19 protein-coding genes are annotated in these 20,897 nt (G+C 55.2%); 12 read left to right on the top strand and 7 right to left on the bottom strand.

Going from position 1 to position 20,897, the window contains the following annotated elements:
• Positions 1-468 precede the first annotated feature (468 nt).
• Genes AUQ41_RS06705 through AUQ41_RS06680 form a run of 6 tightly spaced genes read left to right on the top strand, consistent with a single transcriptional unit; the run spans position 469 to position 6,760 of the window.
• Positions 469-2,058, top strand: coding sequence for an ABC transporter substrate-binding protein (locus AUQ41_RS06705; protein WP_008891486.1), 1,590 nt, complete (start codon positions 469-471; stop codon positions 2,056-2,058).
• Between the two features lie 26 nt (positions 2,059-2,084).
• Entirely contained in the window at positions 2,085-3,152 is a 1,068-nt protein-coding gene (locus tag AUQ41_RS06700; RefSeq protein WP_083952752.1) for an ABC transporter permease, read from the top strand.
• 2 nt (positions 3,153-3,154) lie between these two features.
• Positions 3,155-4,078, top strand: coding sequence for a nickel transporter permease (gene nikC, locus AUQ41_RS06695; RefSeq protein WP_063087267.1), 924 nt, complete (start codon positions 3,155-3,157; stop codon positions 4,076-4,078).
• Between the two features lie 2 nt (positions 4,079-4,080).
• Positions 4,081-4,923, top strand: a complete 843-nt coding sequence (locus AUQ41_RS06690) for an ABC transporter ATP-binding protein (RefSeq protein ID WP_063087266.1) — start codon at positions 4,081-4,083, stop codon at positions 4,921-4,923.
• 11 nt (positions 4,924-4,934) lie between these two features.
• Entirely contained in the window at positions 4,935-5,699 is a 765-nt protein-coding gene (locus AUQ41_RS06685) for an ABC transporter ATP-binding protein (protein WP_008891482.1), read from the top strand.
• An 11-nt stretch (positions 5,700-5,710) separates the two neighbouring features.
• Positions 5,711-6,760, top strand: a complete 1,050-nt coding sequence (locus tag AUQ41_RS06680; RefSeq protein WP_063087265.1) for a dipeptidase — start codon at positions 5,711-5,713, stop codon at positions 6,758-6,760.
• A gap of 57 nt (positions 6,761-6,817) precedes the next feature.
• Here AUQ41_RS06680 and AUQ41_RS06675 read toward each other — a convergent pair whose 3' ends face one another.
• Together AUQ41_RS06675 and AUQ41_RS06670 are read right to left on the bottom strand one after the other, a co-directional pair.
• The gene (locus tag AUQ41_RS06675) at positions 6,818-7,237 is read right to left on the bottom strand and encodes a hypothetical protein (protein ID WP_063087264.1); all 420 of its coding nucleotides are present in this window, start codon (positions 7,235-7,237) and stop codon (positions 6,818-6,820) included.
• A gap of 32 nt (positions 7,238-7,269) precedes the next feature.
• Complete coding sequence (locus AUQ41_RS06670; RefSeq protein ID WP_063087263.1) at positions 7,270-7,695, bottom strand: acyl-CoA thioesterase; 426 nt, start codon at positions 7,693-7,695, stop codon at positions 7,270-7,272.
• 295 nt (positions 7,696-7,990) lie between these two features.
• Here AUQ41_RS06670 and parE point away from each other — a divergent pair, with 295 nt between their 5' ends.
• Both parE and AUQ41_RS06660 read left to right on the top strand, forming a co-directional pair.
• Positions 7,991-9,973 (top strand): DNA topoisomerase IV subunit B, encoded by a 1,983-nt coding sequence (gene parE / locus AUQ41_RS06665; RefSeq protein WP_063087262.1) that lies wholly within the window; start codon positions 7,991-7,993, stop codon positions 9,971-9,973.
• A 154-nt stretch (positions 9,974-10,127) separates the two neighbouring features.
• Entirely contained in the window at positions 10,128-10,727 is a 600-nt protein-coding gene (locus AUQ41_RS06660; protein ID WP_063087261.1) for a hypothetical protein, read from the top strand.
• Here AUQ41_RS06660 and AUQ41_RS06655 read toward each other — a convergent pair.
• Together AUQ41_RS06655 and AUQ41_RS06650 are read right to left on the bottom strand one after the other, a co-directional pair.
• Entirely contained in the window at positions 10,724-11,485 is a 762-nt protein-coding gene (locus tag AUQ41_RS06655) for an alpha/beta fold hydrolase (protein WP_063087260.1), read from the bottom strand. The genes AUQ41_RS06660 and AUQ41_RS06655 overlap by 4 nt on opposite strands.
• Entirely contained in the window at positions 11,482-12,042 is a 561-nt protein-coding gene (locus AUQ41_RS06650; protein ID WP_063087259.1) for a hydrolase, read from the bottom strand. Before AUQ41_RS06650 ends, AUQ41_RS06655 begins: the two co-directional genes overlap by 4 nt.
• A gap of 211 nt (positions 12,043-12,253) precedes the next feature.
• Between AUQ41_RS06650 and AUQ41_RS06645 the strand changes: the two genes are divergently transcribed.
• Entirely contained in the window at positions 12,254-14,125 is a 1,872-nt protein-coding gene (locus AUQ41_RS06645) for a DEAD/DEAH box helicase (RefSeq protein WP_063087258.1), read from the top strand.
• A 92-nt stretch (positions 14,126-14,217) separates the two neighbouring features.
• On the opposite strand, the gene AUQ41_RS06640 is transcribed toward AUQ41_RS06645, so the two are convergent.
• Both AUQ41_RS06640 and AUQ41_RS06635 read right to left on the bottom strand, forming a co-directional pair.
• Positions 14,218-14,664, bottom strand: coding sequence for an Rrf2 family transcriptional regulator (locus AUQ41_RS06640; protein WP_008891472.1), 447 nt, complete (start codon positions 14,662-14,664; stop codon positions 14,218-14,220).
• 4 nt (positions 14,665-14,668) lie between these two features.
• Positions 14,669-15,169: a GNAT family N-acetyltransferase gene (locus AUQ41_RS06635; protein WP_063087257.1), complete on the bottom strand. Its 501-nt coding sequence runs from the start codon at positions 15,167-15,169 to the stop codon at positions 14,669-14,671.
• A 473-nt stretch (positions 15,170-15,642) separates the two neighbouring features.
• Between AUQ41_RS06635 and AUQ41_RS06630 the strand changes: the two genes are divergently transcribed.
• Positions 15,643-16,122 carry an Lrp/AsnC family transcriptional regulator gene (locus AUQ41_RS06630; RefSeq protein ID WP_008891470.1) on the top strand — a complete coding sequence of 160 codons (480 nt, stop codon included), beginning with the start codon at positions 15,643-15,645 and terminating at the stop codon, positions 16,120-16,122.
• A 112-nt stretch (positions 16,123-16,234) separates the two neighbouring features.
• On the opposite strand, the gene AUQ41_RS06625 is transcribed toward AUQ41_RS06630, so the two are convergent.
• Positions 16,235-17,572 (bottom strand): MATE family efflux transporter, encoded by a 1,338-nt coding sequence (locus AUQ41_RS06625; RefSeq protein WP_063087256.1) that lies wholly within the window; start codon positions 17,570-17,572, stop codon positions 16,235-16,237.
• Positions 17,573-18,112: 540 nt separating this feature from the next.
• Between AUQ41_RS06625 and AUQ41_RS06620 the strand changes: the two genes are divergently transcribed.
• Together AUQ41_RS06620 and AUQ41_RS06615 are read left to right on the top strand one after the other, a co-directional pair.
• Positions 18,113-18,811, top strand: coding sequence for an alpha/beta hydrolase (locus tag AUQ41_RS06620; protein WP_063087255.1), 699 nt, complete (start codon positions 18,113-18,115; stop codon positions 18,809-18,811).
• 300 nt (positions 18,812-19,111) lie between these two features.
• Positions 19,112-20,812, top strand: coding sequence for a methyl-accepting chemotaxis protein (locus tag AUQ41_RS06615; RefSeq protein WP_063087286.1), 1,701 nt, complete (start codon positions 19,112-19,114; stop codon positions 20,810-20,812).
• Positions 20,813-20,897: the final 85 nt, after the last annotated feature.

Raw genomic sequence — 20,897 nt, 5'->3', positions numbered from 1 at the left:
TAGAGCGCCGGCCTGTCACGCCGGAGGCCGCGAGTTCAAGTCTCGTCACTCGCGCCATTCCCTCCCTGATTGGGAATGACGTACAAAATAAGCGCCGCGATTTTTTCGCTGGCGCTTTTTTGTTTCTAACGCCAAATCCCGGCGTAAAACCACCGCTCTACCCGCGTGGGTAATTTCACCAAGACATCACACAACCTTAAGAAATTCATTTTCGGGAAAGTTGTGCCATTTGCTGATTTAGACAGCATTACTGACCGACTGATCATTGATTAATCGTATAAATTATGCTCAGCTCCACATGCACTAAGCGAACCTGCAGGCCGCCCCGCAATTATAAGGGCCTGAAGGCGTCGATAGAACTCCGGATGGTTATAAAGCTGAGTCCGTCTCGTTTTGGCCCTCCCTTTCGATAGCCGATCAGTCCACGCATTGGCCTGCAGTCCCACAACAACAATCGGGAGGCGCATCATGCGCAAATTTATTGCAGGGCTGGTCATGGGGACCGCGCTCGCGACCGCACCTATGATGGCACAGGCCGAAACGCCGAAAAATGCTTTGGTCATGGCTTTTGCCATTGATGACATCATCACGCTCGACCCGGCCCAGATTTTCGAATTCTCGGGCGCTGAATATGCCGGTAACACCTATGACCGCCTGATCGGTTTCGACAATGACGATGTGTCGAAGATCTATGGCGTCGTTGCCGAAAGCTGGGATGTCTCCGAAGACGGCAAGACCTTTACCTTCAAAATCCGTGACGGCATTACCTTTGCCTCTGGCAACGAGTTGACCGCCGAAGACGCAGCCTTCTCGCTCCAGCGCGTGATCCTGCTGGATCAGTCGCCGGCCTTCATTCTGGGCCAGTTCGGCTTCACTGCCGACAACGTCAAGGAAAAGATCTACGCCACCGACGATTCCACGCTGGTCATGGAAGTCGACAAACCTTATGCACCAAGCTTCGTGCTGTACTGCCTGACCGCTGGCGTTGGCTCGGTTGTCGACAAGGAAGAAGTCCTTGCCCATGAAGTGGACGGCGACCTCGGCCATGAATGGCTTAAAACCAACTATGCTGGCTCCGGCCCGTTCAAACTGAACAAATGGACCGCGGGCGAAAGCCTTAGCCTGACCGGCAACGAAGATTACTGGGATGGCGCGCCAGAAATGAAGCGCGTAATCATCCAGAGCGTCAAGGAAGCCGCAGCTCAGCAGCTCCTCCTTGAAAAAGGCGATATCGATATTGCCCGTAACCTCGAAGCCGATCAGTTGGCTGCCATTTCTGACAATGACGACATCAAGATGATGTCCAAGGGGAAAGGTGCTCTGTGGTATCTCGGTCTGTCGCAGAAAAACGAATATCTGTCGAACCCGAAAGTCCGCGAAGCTCTGAAATACCTTGTCGATTACAAAGGCATTTCCGAAACCATCCTGGCTGGTCGTTCGCAGATCCATCAGGCCTTCCTGCCTGAAGGTTTCCTGGGCGCATATAACGAGAACCCCTATTCCCTGGATGTCGAAAAAGCCAAGGCCCTTTTGGCCGAGGCCGGCTATCCGGACGGGTTCAGCGTAACCATGGATACCCGTAACACCACCGCGATCATGGCGATGGCTCAGTCGATTCAGGCGACCTGGTCACAGGCTGGCATCAATCTGGAAATCATTCCGGGTGATGGCAAGCAGACCCTGACCAAATACCGCGCCCGTCAGCACGATATCTATATCGGTCGATGGGGTCCGGACTATCAGGATCCGCACACCAACGCATCAACCTTTGCGTGGAACCCGGATAACTCCGACGATGCCGCTGCAAAGCCGCTTGCTTGGCGTAACTCGTGGGATGCCGGTGACTTGACGGCAAAAACCGATGCCGCCACGCTGGAACGCGACGATGCGAAACGTGCTGCGATGTATGTCGATCTTCAGAAAGCAGTTCTGGAAAACGGTCCGTTCGTGATCATGTTCCAGGAAACCGAGATCGCATCCATGCGCGGTAACGTGAACAACTTCGTCCTCGGTCCGTCATTCGATAACAACTATTATCGTTATGTCACCAAAGACTAATCTGGACGAAGGAGACAACGGTCGTAATGTCCGCTGTTAAACGCAAAAAACGGGACGGGCGCAACCGCGCCCGTTTCGCTTCCGGCCCGACGGGAACTTTCCTGCGGCTGGTATTCTCGCTTGCCATTACATTTTTTGGCCTGCTGCTTGTCACATTCCTGATCGGTCGCGTCTTGCCGATTGATCCGGTGCTGGCCGCTGTTGGTGATCATGCATCGCAAAGCACGTACAACCGCGTGCGGGAGGAAATGGGACTTAACCTGCCGCTTTGGCAGCAGTTCTTTATTTATATTTCCAACGTACTGCAGGGTAACTTCGGCCAATCGGTGCTGACATCCAATACCGTGCTCGATGACATCAAACGTGTCTTCCCGGCCACCCTTGAACTAGCGACCATTGCAACCATTATCGGTGTTGTTCTGGGTATTCCCGCTGGCGTTTTTGCCGCCATCAACAAGGGTAAATGGCCCGACCACATGGTTCGCGTGATCGGCCTTGCTGGCTATTCCATGCCGATCTTCTGGCTGGGTCTGATGGGGCTTCTGGTATTTTACATGAAGCTCGACTGGGTTGCGGGTCCAGGACGCCTTGATTCGTTCTATCTCGACTATATCGAACCCACCACCGGTCTTATGCTGGTTGATACTCTGATCGAAGGCGACATGGACCTGTTCTGGAACGCTGTCTCGCACATTGTTCTGCCTGCATCGATCCTGGCCTATTTCTCTTTGGCCTATATCGCCCGCATGACCCGTTCCTTCATGCTCGAACAGCTTAGTCAGGAATATATCCTGACCGCGCGCGTCAAAGGCATTTCCGAACATCGCATCATCTGGCGTCACGCTCTTGGCAATGTCATGGTTCCACTGGTGACCGTGATTGCGCTGTCATACGCAAACCTGCTCGAAGGTTCGGTTCTCACCGAAATCATCTTCGCGTGGCCGGGACTTGGTCTTTACATCACCAACTCGTTGCTCAATGCCGACATGAATGCGGTTCTCGGTGGCACGATTGTGGTCGGTGCGGTCTTTATCGGCGTGAACATGCTTTCTGACGTGCTTTACCGCCTGCTCGACCCCAGAGCGCGGAGATAATCATGACAACACAAACACAAGTTTCGCAAACCGGCCTGAAACAATGGCTGACATCCGATACGCCAAAATCGCGCTGGCAGGCAAAATGTGGGCGCGCCTGGCTTGGCTGGGTCAAGTTCACCGAAAACAAACTTGCCATGATCGGCCTTTCGATCGTGATCGGCCTTATTCTGGTAACGATCTTTGCCCCGCTTCTGGCCCCTTATGATCCGCTGGCAGCTGACCTTGCCAATCGTATCCAACCACCCGGTGCCGAACACTGGTTTGGCACGGATCAGCTGGGCCGCGATATTCTGTCGCGTCTGATCTATGGTGCGCAATACACCCTTTTGATCGTCGCCCTTGTTGTCATCACTGCAGCCCCGGTCGGCCTGCTGGTTGGCACAGCCGCCGGATTCTTTGGCGGCTGGATCGATGCCACCTTGATGCGCATCACCGATATCTTTCTGGCTTTCCCGAAACTGATCCTGGCGTTGGCCTTTGTGTCCGCTCTTGGACCGGGATTGGAAAACGCCATTCTTGCCATTGCGATTACCGCATGGCCGCCTTATGCCCGTATCGCACGGGCTGAAACCATCACGGTGCGCAAATCCGACTTCATCGAAGCCGCCCGTCTTCAGGGCACATCGAACCTGGGCCTGATTACCGGTCACATCATGCCAATGTGCATGAGCTCGCTTGTTGTGCGTGTGACCCTTGATATGGCGGGCATGATCCTGATTGCCGCCGGTCTTGGCTTCCTTGGTCTTGGTGCACAGCCACCGATGCCGGAATGGGGGGCAATGGTTTCTGAGGGTCGTCAGTTCCTGCTCGAACAATGGTGGGTTGCCACCGTCCCGGGTATCGCCATTTTCATCGTCAGCCTTGGCTTTAACCTTCTGGGTGATGGCCTGCGTGATGTTCTTGACCCGCGTGGAGGCGATTGATCATGTCCAATGAAACCCTTCTGTTGGTCAAAAACCTCGAAGTCACCTTCAACACGCCCAAGGGGGATGTGCATGCCGTGCGTGGTGTGTCTTTTGATCTTGGTCGTGAACGGCTTGGAATTGTTGGCGAATCCGGGTCTGGTAAATCCCAGACCGGGCGTGCCATCTTGGGCCTGACGGCGGCCAACGGTAAAATTACCGCTGATCAAATGACCTTCCATGACGTCGACCTGGCAAACCTCACGCCCAAACAATGGCGCAAGGTACGCGGTGCGCGCATTTCCATGATCATGCAGGACCCGAAATATTCGCTGAACCCTGTCATGACCATTGGCGATCAAATCATCGAGGCCTACCGCGAACACCACAAGGTCAACGCCAAGGAAGCCCGCCACCGCGCGATTGATATGCTTGATGCGGTTAAAATCCGCGATCCAGAGCGCGTGTTCAATTCCTACCCGCATGAGGTATCCGGCGGCATGGGGCAACGCGTCATGATCGCCATGATGCTGATCCCCGATCCTGAACTGATCATTGCCGATGAACCGACATCGGCCCTTGATGTCACCGTGCAGCTTCAGGTGATGGCGATCCTTGATGATCTGGTGCGCGATCGTGGTATGGCGCTGATTTTCATCAGTCACGACCTGCAACTGGTTTCAAGCTTCTGCGACCGTGTACTGGTCATGTATCAGGGCCACGTGGTGGAAGAAATCAAGGCGTCCGCCCTGCACGAAGCCAAACACCCCTACACCAAGGGACTTTTGAACTGCTTGCCGAAAATGGATGGCGATCATTCTGATCTGCCGATCCTTGAACGCGAAGCAAGCTGGGCCGAAGGTTAAGGGGTAGACACATGATTGAAATCAACAAACTCAATGCCTGGTTTGACGACAACCACGTTCTCAAGGATGTCGATATCAAGGTTCCGAAAAACGGGTCTTTCGGCCTCGTTGGTGAATCGGGATCGGGCAAATCGACGGTTCTTCGTACCATCACTGGCCTTGTCGATGACTGGGAAGGTGAAATTCTGGTCAACAACAAGGAACTCGGCCCCACGCGCGACAAGACATTCTATCGCCTTGTGCAGATGGTGTTTCAGGACCCGTTCGGATCGCTCCATCCGCGTCATACCATTGACCGCATCCTGACCGAACCGGTCAATATCCACGGGCTTGGCAATTCCGACGCGCGTGTGGTGCAGGCGCTTGAGCAGGTCGGGCTCGATAACTCGTTCCGCTTCCGCTATCCCCACCAGCTTTCCGGTGGGCAGCGCCAGCGTGTCGCGATTGCCCGCGCCCTGATCCTTGAACCCAAGATTTTGCTGCTTGATGAGCCGACCTCGGCCCTTGATGTATCTATTCAGGCCGAAGTGCTTAATCTTCTGTCACGCTTGCGCCGGGAACTTGGCCTGACTTACATCATGGTCAGTCACGACCTCGCCGTGGTGGCCCATATGTGCGACGATATTGCCATTATGAACCATGGCCGTATTGTTGAACGTGCCACCGCAAGCCAACTCGCAGATGGCAGACTTGAACATCCCTACTCGCAACAGCTTTACAAGGCTGCCGGCGGCTATGACCGCGCCGTTGTCGACAGCTTTGTCGACTGGGACTGAACGGAGACACCATGACTTCCGCCACCACACTGAGCTTCGCAACACCCTTCGCCCCGGCCGACAGCAAACTTGCCAATTACCAACGTCGGCATAATCCGTCCTTCACATGGGATGCGCATGCCTGCCTGCCGCTTGATGAAAAGACACCGATAGACCTGCTTGATACCTATGTCGCCGGTCATATCGACTATGTCTGTGTCAATGTCGGCATGGATATGAACAGCATTGCCCATATCCTGCGCGTGATCGCCGCCTTCCGCGCCAAGATCGCCGCCCACCCCGATAAATACATGCAGATTGAGAAATTCGAGGATCTCGCAATTGCCAAATCCAAAGGGTTGCTCGGCGTCGGCTTTGATCTTGAAGGCTCGGTCATGCTCCAGGACATGCCCGAAATGGTGCCGGTCTTTGCCAAGCTTGGCGTCAAGCAGATCCACTTTGCCTATAACCGCAACAATTCGGTTTCTGGGGGCTGTCATGATGTCGATATCCCGCTGACCGATCTCGGTGTTGAAATGGTCAAGGCCGTGAACACCAGCGGCATGATCATGGATTGCTCCCACACCGGACGGCAAAGCTCGCTTGATATCATGCGGGTCTCATCCAAGCCGGTCGTGTTCAGCCACGCCAACCCCAGGGAACTGGGTGGTCATGAACGCTGCATCGATGATGAACAGATCAAGGCCTGTGCCGATACCGGTGGGGTCATCGGCATTTGCGGTTTCCAGCGCTTCATCAAATCCAAAAACGCACCGGAAGTTCCCGACATGATCCGCCATATCAAATATGCGGTTGATCTGGTCGGTGTTGATCATGTCGGCATCGGGCTTGATACCATGCCATCGGTCGCCGGCACCAACGACTTCCCGGATGGCGTCGACAAGGACTTCTATTGGCCCGCCGCCAGCGGCTATGGCCCCGGCGCAGGTGGGGCTGCGGTGTTCGACCCGCGCAAACTCCCTGCCCTCGCGGATGCCCTGATTTCGATTGGTTATTCGGCCGATGATGTCGATAAAATCATGGGCGAAAACTTCATGCGTGTTGCCAAGGCAAGCTGGTAACAACGTGCTACACCCTGCCCTGGGCTTCGGCCCGCGGACTTGGGCAGACGTTTCGATCTAATTTGAAACCGTCACAGATTGCCCAGCCTCAACAGGCAGTTCGATCCTTAACTCTGCACCACCAAATTCGTGCACCAGATCGCCAGCCCGCACCGTGACACCTTTGATATCTGCCGGGATCGTCACACCGGACAGGGACCGCGTAAAGGGCTGCTCATTGACATGCGGATGTGCCAACACTCGCTCCCCCAATATCGCCCCGTCCGGCCCGATCACCTGCCAGACATTGGCGTAATGATTCCAACCCGTGTCGTCATGCGCCACGGTCACATCAAACCGATAGGTATTCTCGCCGGTCTTGGTCGCCTTGGCCGCAACCACATCTGCCTCGCCCGCGTCGGCTAGCATGGGAAACAACAAAGCCCCGCAGACAAGAACCAGACGGGTCAACAGCGTGGACACAGTTTGGCTCTGCATGGCGGGGCTCCTGAATTTGATCTAGCGAGGGCTTAGGCGTCTGCCTCATCCTTGCGTACCGGGCGCGGTCGACCTTCGGCGTCAATCGCGACAAACGTAAATGTCGCCTCAGTCACCTTGATGCGCGGCGGTTGATTGCGGCGGAGCACCCAGGATTCGAGATGCAGCACAATCGATGTATTGCCGATTTTCTCGATGTCGCCATAAACGCAAACTGTATCGCCGACATACACCGGGCGATGGAACGTCATGCCGTCCACTGCGATGGTCGCAACACGCCCTTCGGCGACCTGACTTGCCATCACGCCACCGGCGATATCCATCTGCGACATCAGCCAGCCACCGAAAATATCACCACTTGGGTTGGTATCGGCGGGCATGGCAAGGGTTCGGGTGCAAAGTTCACCGCGCGGCATCGTGCTTTCCGCAAGAATGGATTGATCTTTCTCAGTCGCCATCAGGCTCACTCCAGTTGGCGGCACGCCTGTTACGACACGCCATTTTTTTATTGGACCTCCCGGTCGCGGTTTTCTGCGTCCAAGCCTGGCAAAATTATGGTCGGAAGTAGCGACCATCACTTGCATTGGATTCAAAAACACATTTTTATGGTCGGTGCGCACCGATCATCTGGTACGAACCGATAAAGATATGGTACTCGTTTAGCGCCGAGGCTTCCAAGACCATAATATCGAAGAACAGATATACGGTATTGGACCTTGTTTTAACACAATAAAAGAAGTTGCGTTCCGGGGCATGACCGACCTTTTTGAAGATTCAAACCAGTCCACCGATAAAGCCTATTCCGCCAAGGATATTGAAGTTCTCGAGGGCCTTGAGCCCGTCCGTCGACGCCCCGGTATGTATATCGGCGGCACCGATGATGCTGCATTGCATCATCTGGTCGCGGAAATTCTCGATAACTCGATGGACGAAGCGGTTGCTGGCCACGCCGACTGGATCGAACTGGAATTGCAGCCAGACAATACTGTGCTGGTACGCGATAACGGGCGTGGTATTCCGACCGACCCGCATCCGAAATTTCCCGACAAATCCGCCCTTGAGGTGATCCTGACCACCCTGCACTCGGGTGGCAAGTTCTCTGGCAAGGCCTATGAGACGTCAGGCGGCCTGCACGGTGTCGGTATGTCGGTGGTGAACGCGTTGACCGACAAATTCCGCGTTGAAGTCTGCCGTGATCGCAAGATGGTGTTTCAGGAATATTCCAAGGGCACCCCGCTGGGGCCGCTTCAGGATGGCGGTGCGATCAACAATCGTCGCGGAACCACGGTTATTTTCAGACCCGACCCCGAGATTTTCGGCACCCGCGCCAAGCTCAAGGCAGCGACCATCTTCCGTATGGCGCGCTCCAAAGCCTATCTCTACAAGGGTGTTGAAATCCGCTGGTCGGTTGACCCGTCGCTTCTGACCAGTGACGACCCGACCCCGCAGCAAGAAGTCCTGAAGTTCCCGAACGGCATTCTCGATTACCTCGAGATGACGCTTGAAGGCCGCGAGATGGTTACAGACCGTCCGTTCGCAGGCGAAGCCAAGTTTTCTGAAAGTGCCGGGCGTGTTGAATGGGCGATTGGCTGGCCGGAAAGCGGCGAAGGCTATTTCCATTCTTACTGTAACACTGTCCCGACCCCGCTTGGCGGCACACACGAAGCCGGTTTCCGCTATGCCATTACCAAGGCGATCAAGGCCTATGGCGATATGCTGGGTCAGAAAAAGGCCGCAGCCATCACCGCCGAGGACGTCTTTGGCGGCGGCTGCATCATGCTGTCGGTGTTTATTCCCGATCCGCAATTCCAGGGCCAGACCAAGGAAAAGCTGGGCACACAGGGTGCAACCAAACTGGTTGAAACCGCGGTGCGTGACCACTTTGACCACTGGCTGACCGGGGATACCGAAAACGCCAAGCGTCTGCTTGAACGCATCATCCTGCGCGCCGAGGAACGTCAGCGCCGCAAGGAGAAAAAGGAAACCAAGCGTCAGTCGGCGACCCGTCGTCTGCGCCTGCCGGGCAAGCTTGCTGACTGTTCGCGTTCAATCGCGGCTGGCACCGAAATCTTCCTGGTGGAGGGTGACTCTGCAGGTGGTTCTGCCAAACAGGCCCGTGACCGCGAAACGCAGGCCGTCCTGCCGCTGCGCGGTAAGATCCTGAACGTTGCGTCGGCGACCTATGAAAAGATGATGGCCAACCAGGAAATCAAGGACATGATCGAAGCCTTTGGCTGCGGTTCGGGATCTGATTTCAGGCTGGGTGATCTGCGCTATGAACGCATCATCATCATGACCGATGCTGACGTCGATGGCGCACATATCGCATCCCTTCTGATGACCTTCTTCTATCAGGAAATGCCTGGCCTGATCGAAAACGGCCATCTGTATCTGGCGATGCCGCCGCTTTACCGCCTGACCCAAGGTGGCAAGTCGATCTACGCCATGGATGATGCCGAAAAGGAAGTCATTCTCGAAACCGAGTTCAAGAACCCGAACAAGGTCGAGATTTCCCGATTTAAGGGTCTGGGTGAAATGCCGCCGCAACAGCTGCGCGAAACCACCATGGCACACAAGAAACGCACGCTTCTGCGTGTCACCCTGCCCGATGCCGCCGAACCGGATGCCCGCGGTCAGACCAAGGATCTTGTAACCCGCCTGATGGGCAAAAAGCCGGAGCTACGTTTCCAGTTCATTCAGGAACACGCCCGCTTCGTCGAGGATATCGACGTCTGATCGGCATCTCGAAATACCAACAAAACCCGGCCTTTGAGCCGGGTTTTTTGTTTTCTGCCCTTAAAAATCGGCGCAACCGCGTGACTTTGGCAATTTTCAGACAATATCTAGGAATAGGTTCTTTGGTCTCAGCAAGCCTGAAAGGATGAAAGCCATGTCTGCGCCCGCACCGCGACTGTCAAAATTGACACGCCCGTTTTCAATCGCTGTTGCTGCAAGTGGTCTGGTTGCGCTTGCCGGTTGCAACATCGCCGTGATCGAACGCGCCCATTATGAGGTCACCGAAGTCGACAGCTTCCGGACAGCCGGCGCGCCAAGCCGTGTGATGATGCTTGAAATCGTTGATGCCAATAACACCTTCACCGATGATTTCTGGAGTGCGGCCATGTCAAACCATGGCTACCCGCCGCGTCTGCGCTTTGTCACTGATCCGGCCGACATTGCAGATGGGGAAGTCATCAAGCCGGAAAACCGGATGGTTGCCGTCGTCAATCCGGAACAATCCACCATGCGGGGCAAGCTCTGCACTGACCCAAAATCTCTTCCCATGGATGAGACAAGCGATCGCGTCACCGTCCGTTTCGGCTTCTGTGTCGGGGATAAAATCATTTCGGAAACCCGCGCACACTTCAATGCGGCCCAGTTTGCCGAACAGGTCGAAAACAACGCTGACACGGTCAACTATCAGCTCTTCCCGCGTCACCTGCGCAACAATGACGATCGGTATTGCAGCCCGTTCTTGCCGAGCTGCTAACGCACCAAAAGCGCTGCAAGTGACCGGGCAAACTCAACGGGCTGCTCAAGTGGCACATAATGCCCCGCACCGGGAACTTCCTGATAGGTCGCACCGGGAATGGCATCGGCCATCTCCCGGTGGCTTTCAGGGCTTATGATCCGGTCATGCGTACCGACAACAACGCTGCATGGCACGGCAATATTGCCAAGATCCGTCATGCTGTCCGGGCGGGTCGCAACCGCATGATTTTGTCGCGCGAACACTGTGGCCCCGCATGCGTCGCCCATTGCGGTCAACAGGAAAACCAATCCGGCATCATTGCGATTATCGGGGTGAAGCATCTCATCAAGCATGCCGTCGTTGACCGCGACAAACGGCGTTTTGCCCGCGACAATGCGCGACAGCAACAAACGCCGCCGTCGCACCGCCTGGCTGTCGGCCGTTGCCCTTGTATTAACCAGCATCAGGTGACTGACACGTTCCGAGGCCTGACGCAGGATTTCAAAGGCGACATAGCCGCCCATCGACATACCGACGAGCGCAAAGCGATCCGGCGCGGTTTCAAGCACTGCACGCGCCATATCCGCAACCGTATCCTGATCAAACAATTCACAGAATACCGGCATAAGTGCGGGCTTGGCCGGATCGTCATTATCGTCATATGCGGCAATCGCCGGATGCCACATACGCTGATCGGCAAGCATGCCTGACAAAAACACAACGGGCACGCCCTCACCTTCGGCGTGCCCGGTATCTTTCTTTGAGATCGAACTCATTTAATCAGCGCGCTCAGTTCCTTGAATTCCGGCGTGCCTGCCACCCGAAGCCATTCAAACATCACGCTTTCGCGGGTTACGATTTTAGCCCCGGCATCACGCATGCGCTCTAGGCCGAAAATCTTGTCATGCTGGCTGCGCGATGTCACCGCATCGGACACCACATAAACCTCCCGGCCACGTTCAATCAAATCCATCACGGTTTGCAGCACACAGACATGGGTTTCCATGCCCGCAACCACCACCTGATCACGCCCCTGATTTTCTTCCATCTTCTCGATAAAGCCATCGGCCGGAACGGCGGAAAATGCCACCTTGGAAACGACATTGCCGCCCTCAGCAGCATCACCCGGCTTTTCCAGAAGATCGACAATCGGTTTGGCCGTATGTCCAAGACCCTTGGGATACTGTTCGGTGACGATCACTGGCACCTCAAGGCGATTGGCGCATTTGATCAGAAAACAGCAATTGGCGATGATCTGATCCGGTTCCAGACAGGCCGGATAGAGTTTTTCCTGAACGTCGATTATCAGCAAACTTGAACGGGTTGCGTCCATCAGCACTGTTTTTCTCCCCGAGTATGAGCTGTCGTGGCAGATTACGCTGTCAAATTGTTGCAAACAAGCCTCTCAAAGCCCGCCGAATGGGTTTTCCAAGGCAAATAAGCGGCGTTTTTCTTGACTTAATTAAGGGTTGGCTTTACGACGCAATCAGATTTCTAGCGATCCGCTTAACCTTAACGCATTTCTTTGCGGGAAAACGAACCATATGAATTTCGCCGATCTCGGTCTGAGCGAAGATATCCTCAAAGCCGTCGCAGACGCCGGCTACGACACCCCAACCCCGATCCAGGCCCAAGCTATTCCGTCGGTGCTGATGGCACGCGACATTCTGGGCTGTGCGCAAACGGGCACGGGCAAAACGGCCAGCTTCACCCTGCCGATGCTTGATATTCTCCATCATGGTCGGGCCCGCATGCGGATGCCGCGTTCCATCATTCTGGAGCCGACCCGCGAACTGGCCACCCAGGTTGCTGCAAACTTTGACACCTATGGCAAATATATCTCGCTGTCCAAGGCGTTGATTATTGGTGGCGAATCTGCTGCCGAGCAAAGCAAGGTCCTTGAAAAAGGTGCGGATGTCATCATCGCGACCCCGGGCCGCCTGATTGATACGTTTGAGCGCGGCAAGCTGCTGCTGTCTGATTGCAAACTGCTTGTGATCGACGAAGCCGACCGCATGCTCGACATGGGCTTCATTCCCGACATCGAAAAGATCGTCAACATGCTGCCCAAGCAGCGCCAGACGCTTTTCTTCTCGGCGACCATGCCCAAGGAAATCAAACGCCTTGCCGACAAGTTCCTGTCCAATCCCAAGGAAATCACCGTATCGCCGCCTTCGACGATGGCAACCACGGTCGAACACAAGCTCCTTGTCCTTGACGATTTTGACAAGCGCGAAGCCCTGCGCCGCCTGATCCGCGCCGAAGATGTCCGCAACGCCTTTGTGTTCTGTAACCGCAAAAAAGACGTCGACATCCTCTATAAATCGCTGACCAAGCACGGCTTTAATGCCGGTCGCATGCATGGCGATCTGGCGCAAAGCGAACGCACCGAAACGCTGGCAAAATTCAAAACCGGCGAGATCACCTTGCTCGTCTGCTCGGACGTTGCCGCACGCGGCATTGACGTTGCCGATGTTTCGCACGTCTTTAACTTTGATGTGCCGTTCAATGCCGAGGATTACGTCCACCGTACCGGTCGTACCGGTCGCGCTGGCCGTGATGGCAAGGCCTTTACCCTGGCCGTGCCAGAGGATGGCAAACTTGTTGCTGCGATCAACAAGTCCATCAATATGGACATCCCGCTGACCGAACTTGAAGGCATTGAGACGCTGGAGCTGGACTTTACCGGCAAGAAGCGTCGCAACAAGAAAAGCCGCAAGCCCAATACGCGTGACGACAAACCCGCCCGTCCGGCAAGATCGGATAAAAAGGAAGCGGCAACTGACGCCCCGTCACCGGCCAAATCCGACGCGCAACCGCAAAAAGACGCCGATGCCCCCAAGGCACCGGCGCGCGACGCACGTAATAACGCGGGCAACACTGATCGCAACCGCACCGAGCGTCCGGATCGGACCGAGCGTAATGATCGCAACGACCGCAACGATCGCAATGACCGTAACAACCGCAACAATCGCCGTGATCGTGACGACCGCGATGACAAAACAGTCATCGGCTTTGGCGATCACGTCCCAAGCTTCCTTCTGACCGAAGTGCCGGCCTCAAGCCTTGGCAAAAAGCCTTCTGACGACGAAGAAGAAGCACCGAAAAAGACCACCACGGCCAAGCGCAAGCCTGCTGCTGAAAAGTCGAAATCAACGACGGCCAGAAAGCCGCGCCGTTCGACCAAAAAGGCCAGCGACGAAGCACCGGCAGAGGATGATGCACCAGCAGCAACCGAGGCACCAGCTGAAACCGCAAGCGAAGCAAAGTCTGACGCTGCACCGGCCAAGGAAGTCAAAAAGCGCGCACCGCGCCGTCCGCGCAAGAAAGCTGCCCCGAAGGCAGAAACGGCTGACAAGGCTTCGGATACCGCCCAGGCATCAGCAGAACCGGCCCCGGCAGAGAGCGAGAGCTAAGCCCGCCGCGCGTTCGCAAATCAAAAAGGCCGTCAGAGTAATCTGACGGCCTTTTGTCTATCTGGTGTATGTGTCTGTGCTTGGTTTATGCGTTAAACCGCGCGGAACAATCCGGTGGATGTCGGTTTTTCCGGGCGACGCTTGCGCATCAGTTTCAGCATCGTCTCGATCGTGATCGACAGCAATGTGGCATGGGTGATCTCCTCGATCTCATCCATCACCATCGAAAGCGCCGCACCGGCATTGGTATTCTGCACGATGCTGTTGGACGGACTTGTGCCGACCTCTTCAAACAACTGCACAACATCCAAAAGTGTCGTGCGCTTGGCGTTGCCACAGAACCGGTAGCCGCCACCAGCACCACGGACCGATTCAACCAGCCCCGCCCGGCCAAGATCACGCAGGACCTTTGCCAGATGGTTGGTCGAAATATTGTAACGTTCGGCAATTTCCGATGCCGAAAGCTGGCGGTCGGTATCTTCGGCCAGTTCCAGCACGGCATAGAGGGCAAACAGCGTCGCCTTTTGCAAGGACATCATCGGCTTATTCCCCCTCTTCCATATCTGTTTCCAGCTGGATGAACGGCCCCGCCATCATACCCTGTGCCCGGAAGAACGACATCAGATCGGTTGCATCGCGTGGGATCATGGTGCGGATTTTGGTCACCCCGGCCTTACGGAAACAGCGGCAGATTTCGTTATAAAGGATGGTACCGATCCCGCCCATGCGCAGATCCGGTTCGACACTAACGGTCCCAACCCAGCCGCACGGCACGGAATTGAATTCCCACGACCGGACTTCACCAAAAATGCAACCCAGAAGCGTGCCGTTTTCTTCGGCAATCAGGAAAAAACGGGAATCCTTGCGGTTGCCATAGCGGGTAAACAGGTCGTCCCAGTAATCCGGCTTGCGCAGTCCCGTGGTCCGGTCATCAAGATCTACAACATTGGCGAGATCTGCCTGAACCGCCGGACGAATATTGATTTTATGCTCGCCAATTGTAACCAGGTTATATCCCGGCGTGTTTTGCGCAGCGTCCACCATACGTGCCTTTCAGTATATCGGCTGCCAATGTCAGACGAGTGTCAGACAGTGCCAACCTCCCCCGGGCTCCCGGCAGGAGAATAATCACAATCGAAATAAGTAAATTGGTACGATTATACTACACTGCCCGGATGGCACACGGCAACGATAACTTCCGCTGCAGATGCTCACAACTGCAGGCATTCCAAGGAATTGAAGGTCATACTTGCATTGCTTGCCTGTTGCAAGTCTTTGGCATGCACGATGCGGTTAAGATCTGTTGCACCGCATTGCGATCATATACAGGATTTCGACGTAAAAATTGCACCGTTTGGCGACGCAAAGATTGACAGAAACGCGAAGTCATGGCTTATCGCGCAGCAGAAATTATGTACGCCCGGTCGGGAATTTGGCAAAATCCACCCTTCCGAAAATACGGTTCTCCGGGCGAGTTTCGGCCCGTTATCTTATCGTCCAAAGGAGTGTGGCACGCTATGGCGCGCAACGGTTTCGACGCAATTGATCGCAAAATTCTTCGTGAAATTCAGGAAGACGGTCGAATCTCCATGGTCGAACTGGCTGACAAGGTCGGCCTGTCCGTTTCGCCGTGCCTGCGGCGTCTGCGCAAGCTCGAGGAAAGTGGCGTCATCCGCAAATATGTCGCCCTGCTGGACCCGGCCCATCTTCGCCTTGGTGTGAATGTCTTCGTCACCGTATCGCTGACCCAGCATGACGAACCGTCGCTCCGCCGCTTTGAAACGGCCGTGCAGGAACACCCGGAAATCGTTGATTGCTATGCCATGGTCGGCAATCAGGACTACATGATGCGCATCGTGGTGCCGGACCCCGCCGCCTATCAGCGCTTCCTGTCCGAAGTCATGATGAAGCTGCCCGGCGTCGCCAACATGAAATCAAGCTTCACCCTGCATGAAGTCAAAAACAGCACCACCCTGCCGGTTGCTGACGCCGACTAACATCAGATCGATGCCACCCATCACGATGTGACAGCGAAACAAGCCAATCTGCCACCGTCATCCCCGCGAAGGCGGGGACCTCGATCAGCAAGTGCCGAACCGAAAAAGCGCTCTACGCCAAAGCCTGACGCTGCTTGGGAATGATCGTCGGGAACAGCACCGCCAGTGTCAGCCCGCGTAGCAGGAAGAAGCCGTTAAACGCGGCCCACAGAAAATGGTTGCTGCCCATCACCACGGCCCACCAGGCAAACCCGGCATAGATCGCGACTGACAGCAACATCATGTTGCGCCAATGCTTGGTCTGCATCGCGCCCAGAAACACCCCGTCAAACTGAAAGCCCAAGACCCCGGTAATCGGCAATACCACCGCCCACATCAGATATTCATAGGATGCTGCGCGGACTTCCGGAATGCTTGTAAGGGCATCAATGATCCAAGGCCCTGATGCGGCAAACAGGGCAGCCATTACCACGGCTGAAACAATCCCCCAAACAGTTGTCTTGTGCACCGCCCACAGGAACTGCTTGCGCTTTTCCGCGCCATAGGCCTGCCCGACAAGGGTTTCTGCCGCATGGGCAAAACCATCAAGGGCAAATGACCCGAACATCAGGAAGTTTTGCAAAACCGCATTGGCGGCAAGCGTCACCTCACCAAACCGGGCGGAGAAGCTGGTAAACAGTGCAAAGGCAGATGTCAGCGCCATGGTGCGGATAAAGATATCGCCATTAATCTTCATCAGCCGGGCCAGTTGCGCGCGATCAAAAAGACCAATGCCGCGCCACGTCCCACCCAATCTTTTAAGATGCGGCTGCATCAGGAACCAGCCTAACACCACACCGGAATAGTCCGCAATCACCGTGGCACCCGCCACCCCGCGCACGTCCCAGCCGAACCCTTGCACAAACAGGATATCAAGGATGATGTTCAGCGAATTTAGGACCACCTGAAAAATAAACACTGCCCGGCTGTCACGCATCGCCAACAACCAGCCCAGCATGCAATATTGCATCAGCGTCGCAGGCGACGCCCAGATCCGGACATGGAAATAATCGCGTGCGGCGGCCTCGACCGCCGGTGTCGGCGCAATCAGGCTCATCGCCAGTTCAATGATCGGCCATTGCAACACCATCACCGCCAAACCGGCAACCACAGCAATCAGGGCCGCGCGGGCAAATACTGCACGCACACCATTCGGGTCACGCCGCCCATAGGCTTGTGCCGCAAGGCCCGTAGTGGCCATGCGCAAGAAGCCAAAGCTCCAGAACACATAGGAAAAGATAAGCGCGCCAACCGCAACCGCCCCGATATAATGCGGACTATCGAGATGCCCGACCACGGCCGTATCGACCGCGCCAAGCAACGGAACAGTCGCATTGGAAAGAATAATCGGCAGGGTCAACGCCAGAACGCGTCGATCACCCTTGCCGAACCAGCGGCGCGTGCGGTTCATTTGGACCTCGGTCTATGGATCATGCTGTGGGGCATCCGGGCGAACCGGAAGAATTCTTGTGGCACAGATTATCAGGCGGCAAAAGGCACCTTTTAATGACCGGCTGTCCAAAAAATCCACATCGTTAACTTTTTGTCCCGCCTCATGCAGCTTGTGCGCGAATTGTCCTCGAAAATCTGACCCCGTAATCGGGTGCATGCCACAGGACGTCCAAACATCAAAAACAGGAAAATCAAATAACTATTTGTTTTTATTTACTAAAATTAACCACAGAATATCTGCATCTTTTAAATTAGAAAACTCAAGAAATCTATACTGAGGAATAAGCACTCAAGACCAAAACTGATGTTTTTGACATTTTACAGGATAATTTTCCCCAAACCTGCTTTTCCATCCACAAAGTTATCCACAGGCCATGACGGTTTATGGGTTTCCTGCAATCACGGCTGTCCGGGAACCTTTGGTTTTGTGACAAAAAATGCTGGTGGTCAGTCGACTGCATTGCTAAGCAGGTGCAAAGGGAAATTCAGGAAAGCACGCATGAGCACCGACACATTGTTATCTGGTCCGGCCAAACCGGCTGCCTCGGGCACCACCAAAAGCGTTGTCATCTTTCTGCATGGCTATGGTGCGGATGGAAATGACCTGATCGGTTTGGCGCCGCATCTGGCACGCGCCCTGCCCGACACCACCTTTTATTCACCAAACGCGCCCTTCCCGTGCGAAATGTCGCCGTTCGGACGCCAGTGGTTCAGTCTGGCCGAATATGATCCCGAATTCCTGCGTCGTGCGCCGGAAACCATGTCTGGCGCCCTTGCTGCCATGGCCGAAGGCGCACGCAAAAGTGCTGCTTATGTCGATGACTTCATCGATCACGTCATGGAAACCCATGGTGTGTCTGCGGACAAGGTCGCACTGGTCGGCTTTTCGCAAGGAACCATGATGTCCCTGCAAACTGCCCCCCGACGTGATAATGAAATTGCCGGCGTTGTCGGCTTTTCCGGTGCATTGCTCGGCGAACAGACGTTTGGTGCTGCAATCAAATCCCGTCCGCCCATGGTGCTGGTCCATGGTACCGCCGATCCGGTCGTACCGATTGAGGCATCGCGTCTTGCCAAGGAAACGCTTGCTGCCAATGGCATTGAAGTCAGCCTTCATGAAAGGCCCGGCCTGCAACATGGCATTGACGAAGAAGGCCTTCGCATTGCCGCAGGATTTTTGACAAAGGTGCTTGCCTGAGCCCACGGGTTTGATCCGTCGCAAGACATTTAAAAAGGACATCTGCAATGATCGCAGATGTCCTTTTTTGATTCCTGACCGAACCCTGTGCAACGCCACTTGTCTGCGCCTGCATGGGCCAATGTTGTCGCACCGCAACAGGCACAACTTTTGATTAGTGAATTTCCTCAACAGGGCTAAATATTACTATACTTTTTGACAGGTAACTGTTTTAAAATATACGCGCATCAAGGGGTAAGGAAAGGGTGCCATCCCCCTGACATCGCTGCTGAAATGGCAACATACACGGGTACAGATCACATGTTACAAAACATCAAGATCAGCAAGAAGGTCGCGAGCCTGACCTTGCTGTCACTGGTTGCACTGCTTGTAATCTCGGCGCTGGAACTTTTTGCATTGCGGGAAGCCTTGCTTGAGGACCGCAAGGACAAGGTTAAAGCCACAACCACAATGCTTGTGACGGCTGCACAGTCCTATCAGGACCTGGTCGATAGCGGCGAGCTCAGTCAGGAAGAAGCCGTAACCGAATTTTACCGGGTTGCTGCGGCATCCAAGTTCGACGATGGCACGGGTTACTTCTTTGCTTATGACAGCAAGGGCGTCAACATGATGCATGCGGCCAACCCCGCCCTTGTTGGCAAGGATCTTAGCAAACTTCAGGACCCGAGCGGTTCCTTCATCATTCAGAACATGCTGGACGTCGCCAAGGCACCGGCGGGTGGGTACTTCACCTATCTCTGGCCAAAGCCCGGCCATCCCGAAGAAGACCTTTTTGAAAAACAGTCCTTTGCTGCAACCCTGCCCTGGGGCGATGTCATCGGTACCGGCATTTATATTGATGATGTCGATGCGGCTTTCTGGGAACAGGCGATTTTCGTTCTGGTCGTCATCGCGATTGTCATTGCAATCATGCTGGCCGTTTCCTTTGCAATTGGCCGCAACATCACGGTCGGACTAAGCAAGCTTTCAAGCCGCATGACCGAAATCGCCAGTGGCAAACTTGAAGGCGAGATCGAAGGTCAGGACCGAGGTGACGAAGTGGGTGACATGGCCCGCACAGTGGTCGCCTTCCGCCAGCAGGCGCTTGAAAACCAGAAGCTGCAAACCCGCCAGCAAGAGCTTGAGGCCCAGGCCGACAAGCAACGCCGTCAGGACATCACCGATATGGCCGACAGCCTTGAATCGCGTGTCAAAGGCTTGATCCGTTCGATCTCGGGCTCGATCACCGAGATGAAAAAAGCCACATCCTCGATGGAAGAGGCCAGCAACACCAACAGTTCTCTTTCTGCGGCTGTGGCATCTGCAACCACCCAGACCTCGACCAACGTTCAGACTGTCTCTGCCGCGACCGAGGAACTCACAGCCTCAAGCGATGAAATCGCTCACCAGATTTCCCAATCGGCCGAAATCGCCAATCAGGCCAACGAACAGGCAACCCGCACCAACCAGACCGTTACTGGTTTGGCCGATGCGGCCCAGAAGATTGGCGATGTTGCCAAGCTGATCGGGGACATCGCCGAACAGACCAACCTGCTGGCCCTTAACGCCACCATCGAGGCGGCACGTGCCGGCGATGCCGGCAAAGGCTTTGCCGTGGTCGCAAGCGAGGTCAAGAACCTTGCCAACCAGACCGCCAAGGCGACCGAGGAAATCAACCAGCAGATCCTCTCGGTTCAGAATGAAACCGGCGAAGCGGTTGAGGCGATCCGTCTGATTTCCGAAACCATCGCACAGGTCGCCGATAGCTCGACCGCGATTGCGGCTGCTGTCGAAGAACAGCATGCCGCTATTGGCGAGATTTCGCGCAACGTCCAGCAGGCCGCTGACGGCACCAGCGAAGTCTCCCAGCGGATCGAGACCGTCAACCAAAATGCCGGTCGCGTATCGTCTGGCACCAGCCAGTTGGCCCAGTCGGCCGAAAAACTGGTCGACGAAGCAAAGTCGCTTGATGAGGCGGTTGAACACTTCCTTGCCGATCTGCGCAAACGCGCAACCAAATAAACGCACGCACCAAGTAATTCAGGACACGTGCAAAAAGCCGCCCCGGATCGTCTCCGGGGCGGTTTTCTTTTGGGATGGTCAAGCG

Origin of the sequence: Thalassospira sp. MCCC 1A02898, from assembly GCF_001618185.1 — a bacterium.
GTDB classification, from domain to species: domain Bacteria; phylum Pseudomonadota; class Alphaproteobacteria; order Rhodospirillales; family Thalassospiraceae; genus Thalassospira; species Thalassospira tepidiphila.
Note: the sequence above shows the minus strand (reverse complement) of the source record. Positions and strands in the feature narration are given on the sequence as shown.

Coding starts and splice junctions, on each gene's coding strand:
- AUQ41_RS06705 (WP_008891486.1), top strand. CDS start 469: ATGCGCAAATTTATTGCAGGGCTGGTCATGGGGACCGCGCTCGCGACC.
- AUQ41_RS06700 (WP_083952752.1), top strand. CDS start 2,085: ATGTCCGCTGTTAAACGCAAAAAACGGGACGGGCGCAACCGCGCCCGT.
- nikC (WP_063087267.1), top strand. CDS start 3,155: ATGACAACACAAACACAAGTTTCGCAAACCGGCCTGAAACAATGGCTG.
- AUQ41_RS06690 (WP_063087266.1), top strand. CDS start 4,081: ATGTCCAATGAAACCCTTCTGTTGGTCAAAAACCTCGAAGTCACCTTC.
- AUQ41_RS06685 (WP_008891482.1), top strand. CDS start 4,935: ATGATTGAAATCAACAAACTCAATGCCTGGTTTGACGACAACCACGTT.
- AUQ41_RS06680 (WP_063087265.1), top strand. CDS start 5,711: ATGACTTCCGCCACCACACTGAGCTTCGCAACACCCTTCGCCCCGGCC.
- AUQ41_RS06675 (WP_063087264.1), bottom strand. CDS start 7,237: ATGCAGAGCCAAACTGTGTCCACGCTGTTGACCCGTCTGGTTCTTGTC.
- AUQ41_RS06670 (WP_063087263.1), bottom strand. CDS start 7,695: ATGGCGACTGAGAAAGATCAATCCATTCTTGCGGAAAGCACGATGCCG.
- parE (WP_063087262.1), top strand. CDS start 7,991: ATGACCGACCTTTTTGAAGATTCAAACCAGTCCACCGATAAAGCCTAT.
- AUQ41_RS06660 (WP_063087261.1), top strand. CDS start 10,128: ATGTCTGCGCCCGCACCGCGACTGTCAAAATTGACACGCCCGTTTTCA.
- AUQ41_RS06655 (WP_063087260.1), bottom strand. CDS start 11,485: ATGAGTTCGATCTCAAAGAAAGATACCGGGCACGCCGAAGGTGAGGGC.
- AUQ41_RS06650 (WP_063087259.1), bottom strand. CDS start 12,042: ATGGACGCAACCCGTTCAAGTTTGCTGATAATCGACGTTCAGGAAAAA.
- AUQ41_RS06645 (WP_063087258.1), top strand. CDS start 12,254: ATGAATTTCGCCGATCTCGGTCTGAGCGAAGATATCCTCAAAGCCGTC.
- AUQ41_RS06640 (WP_008891472.1), bottom strand. CDS start 14,664: ATGATGTCCTTGCAAAAGGCGACGCTGTTTGCCCTCTATGCCGTGCTG.
- AUQ41_RS06635 (WP_063087257.1), bottom strand. CDS start 15,169: ATGGTGGACGCTGCGCAAAACACGCCGGGATATAACCTGGTTACAATT.
- AUQ41_RS06630 (WP_008891470.1), top strand. CDS start 15,643: ATGGCGCGCAACGGTTTCGACGCAATTGATCGCAAAATTCTTCGTGAA.
- AUQ41_RS06625 (WP_063087256.1), bottom strand. CDS start 17,572: ATGAACCGCACGCGCCGCTGGTTCGGCAAGGGTGATCGACGCGTTCTG.
- AUQ41_RS06620 (WP_063087255.1), top strand. CDS start 18,113: ATGAGCACCGACACATTGTTATCTGGTCCGGCCAAACCGGCTGCCTCG.
- AUQ41_RS06615 (WP_063087286.1), top strand. CDS start 19,112: ATGTTACAAAACATCAAGATCAGCAAGAAGGTCGCGAGCCTGACCTTG.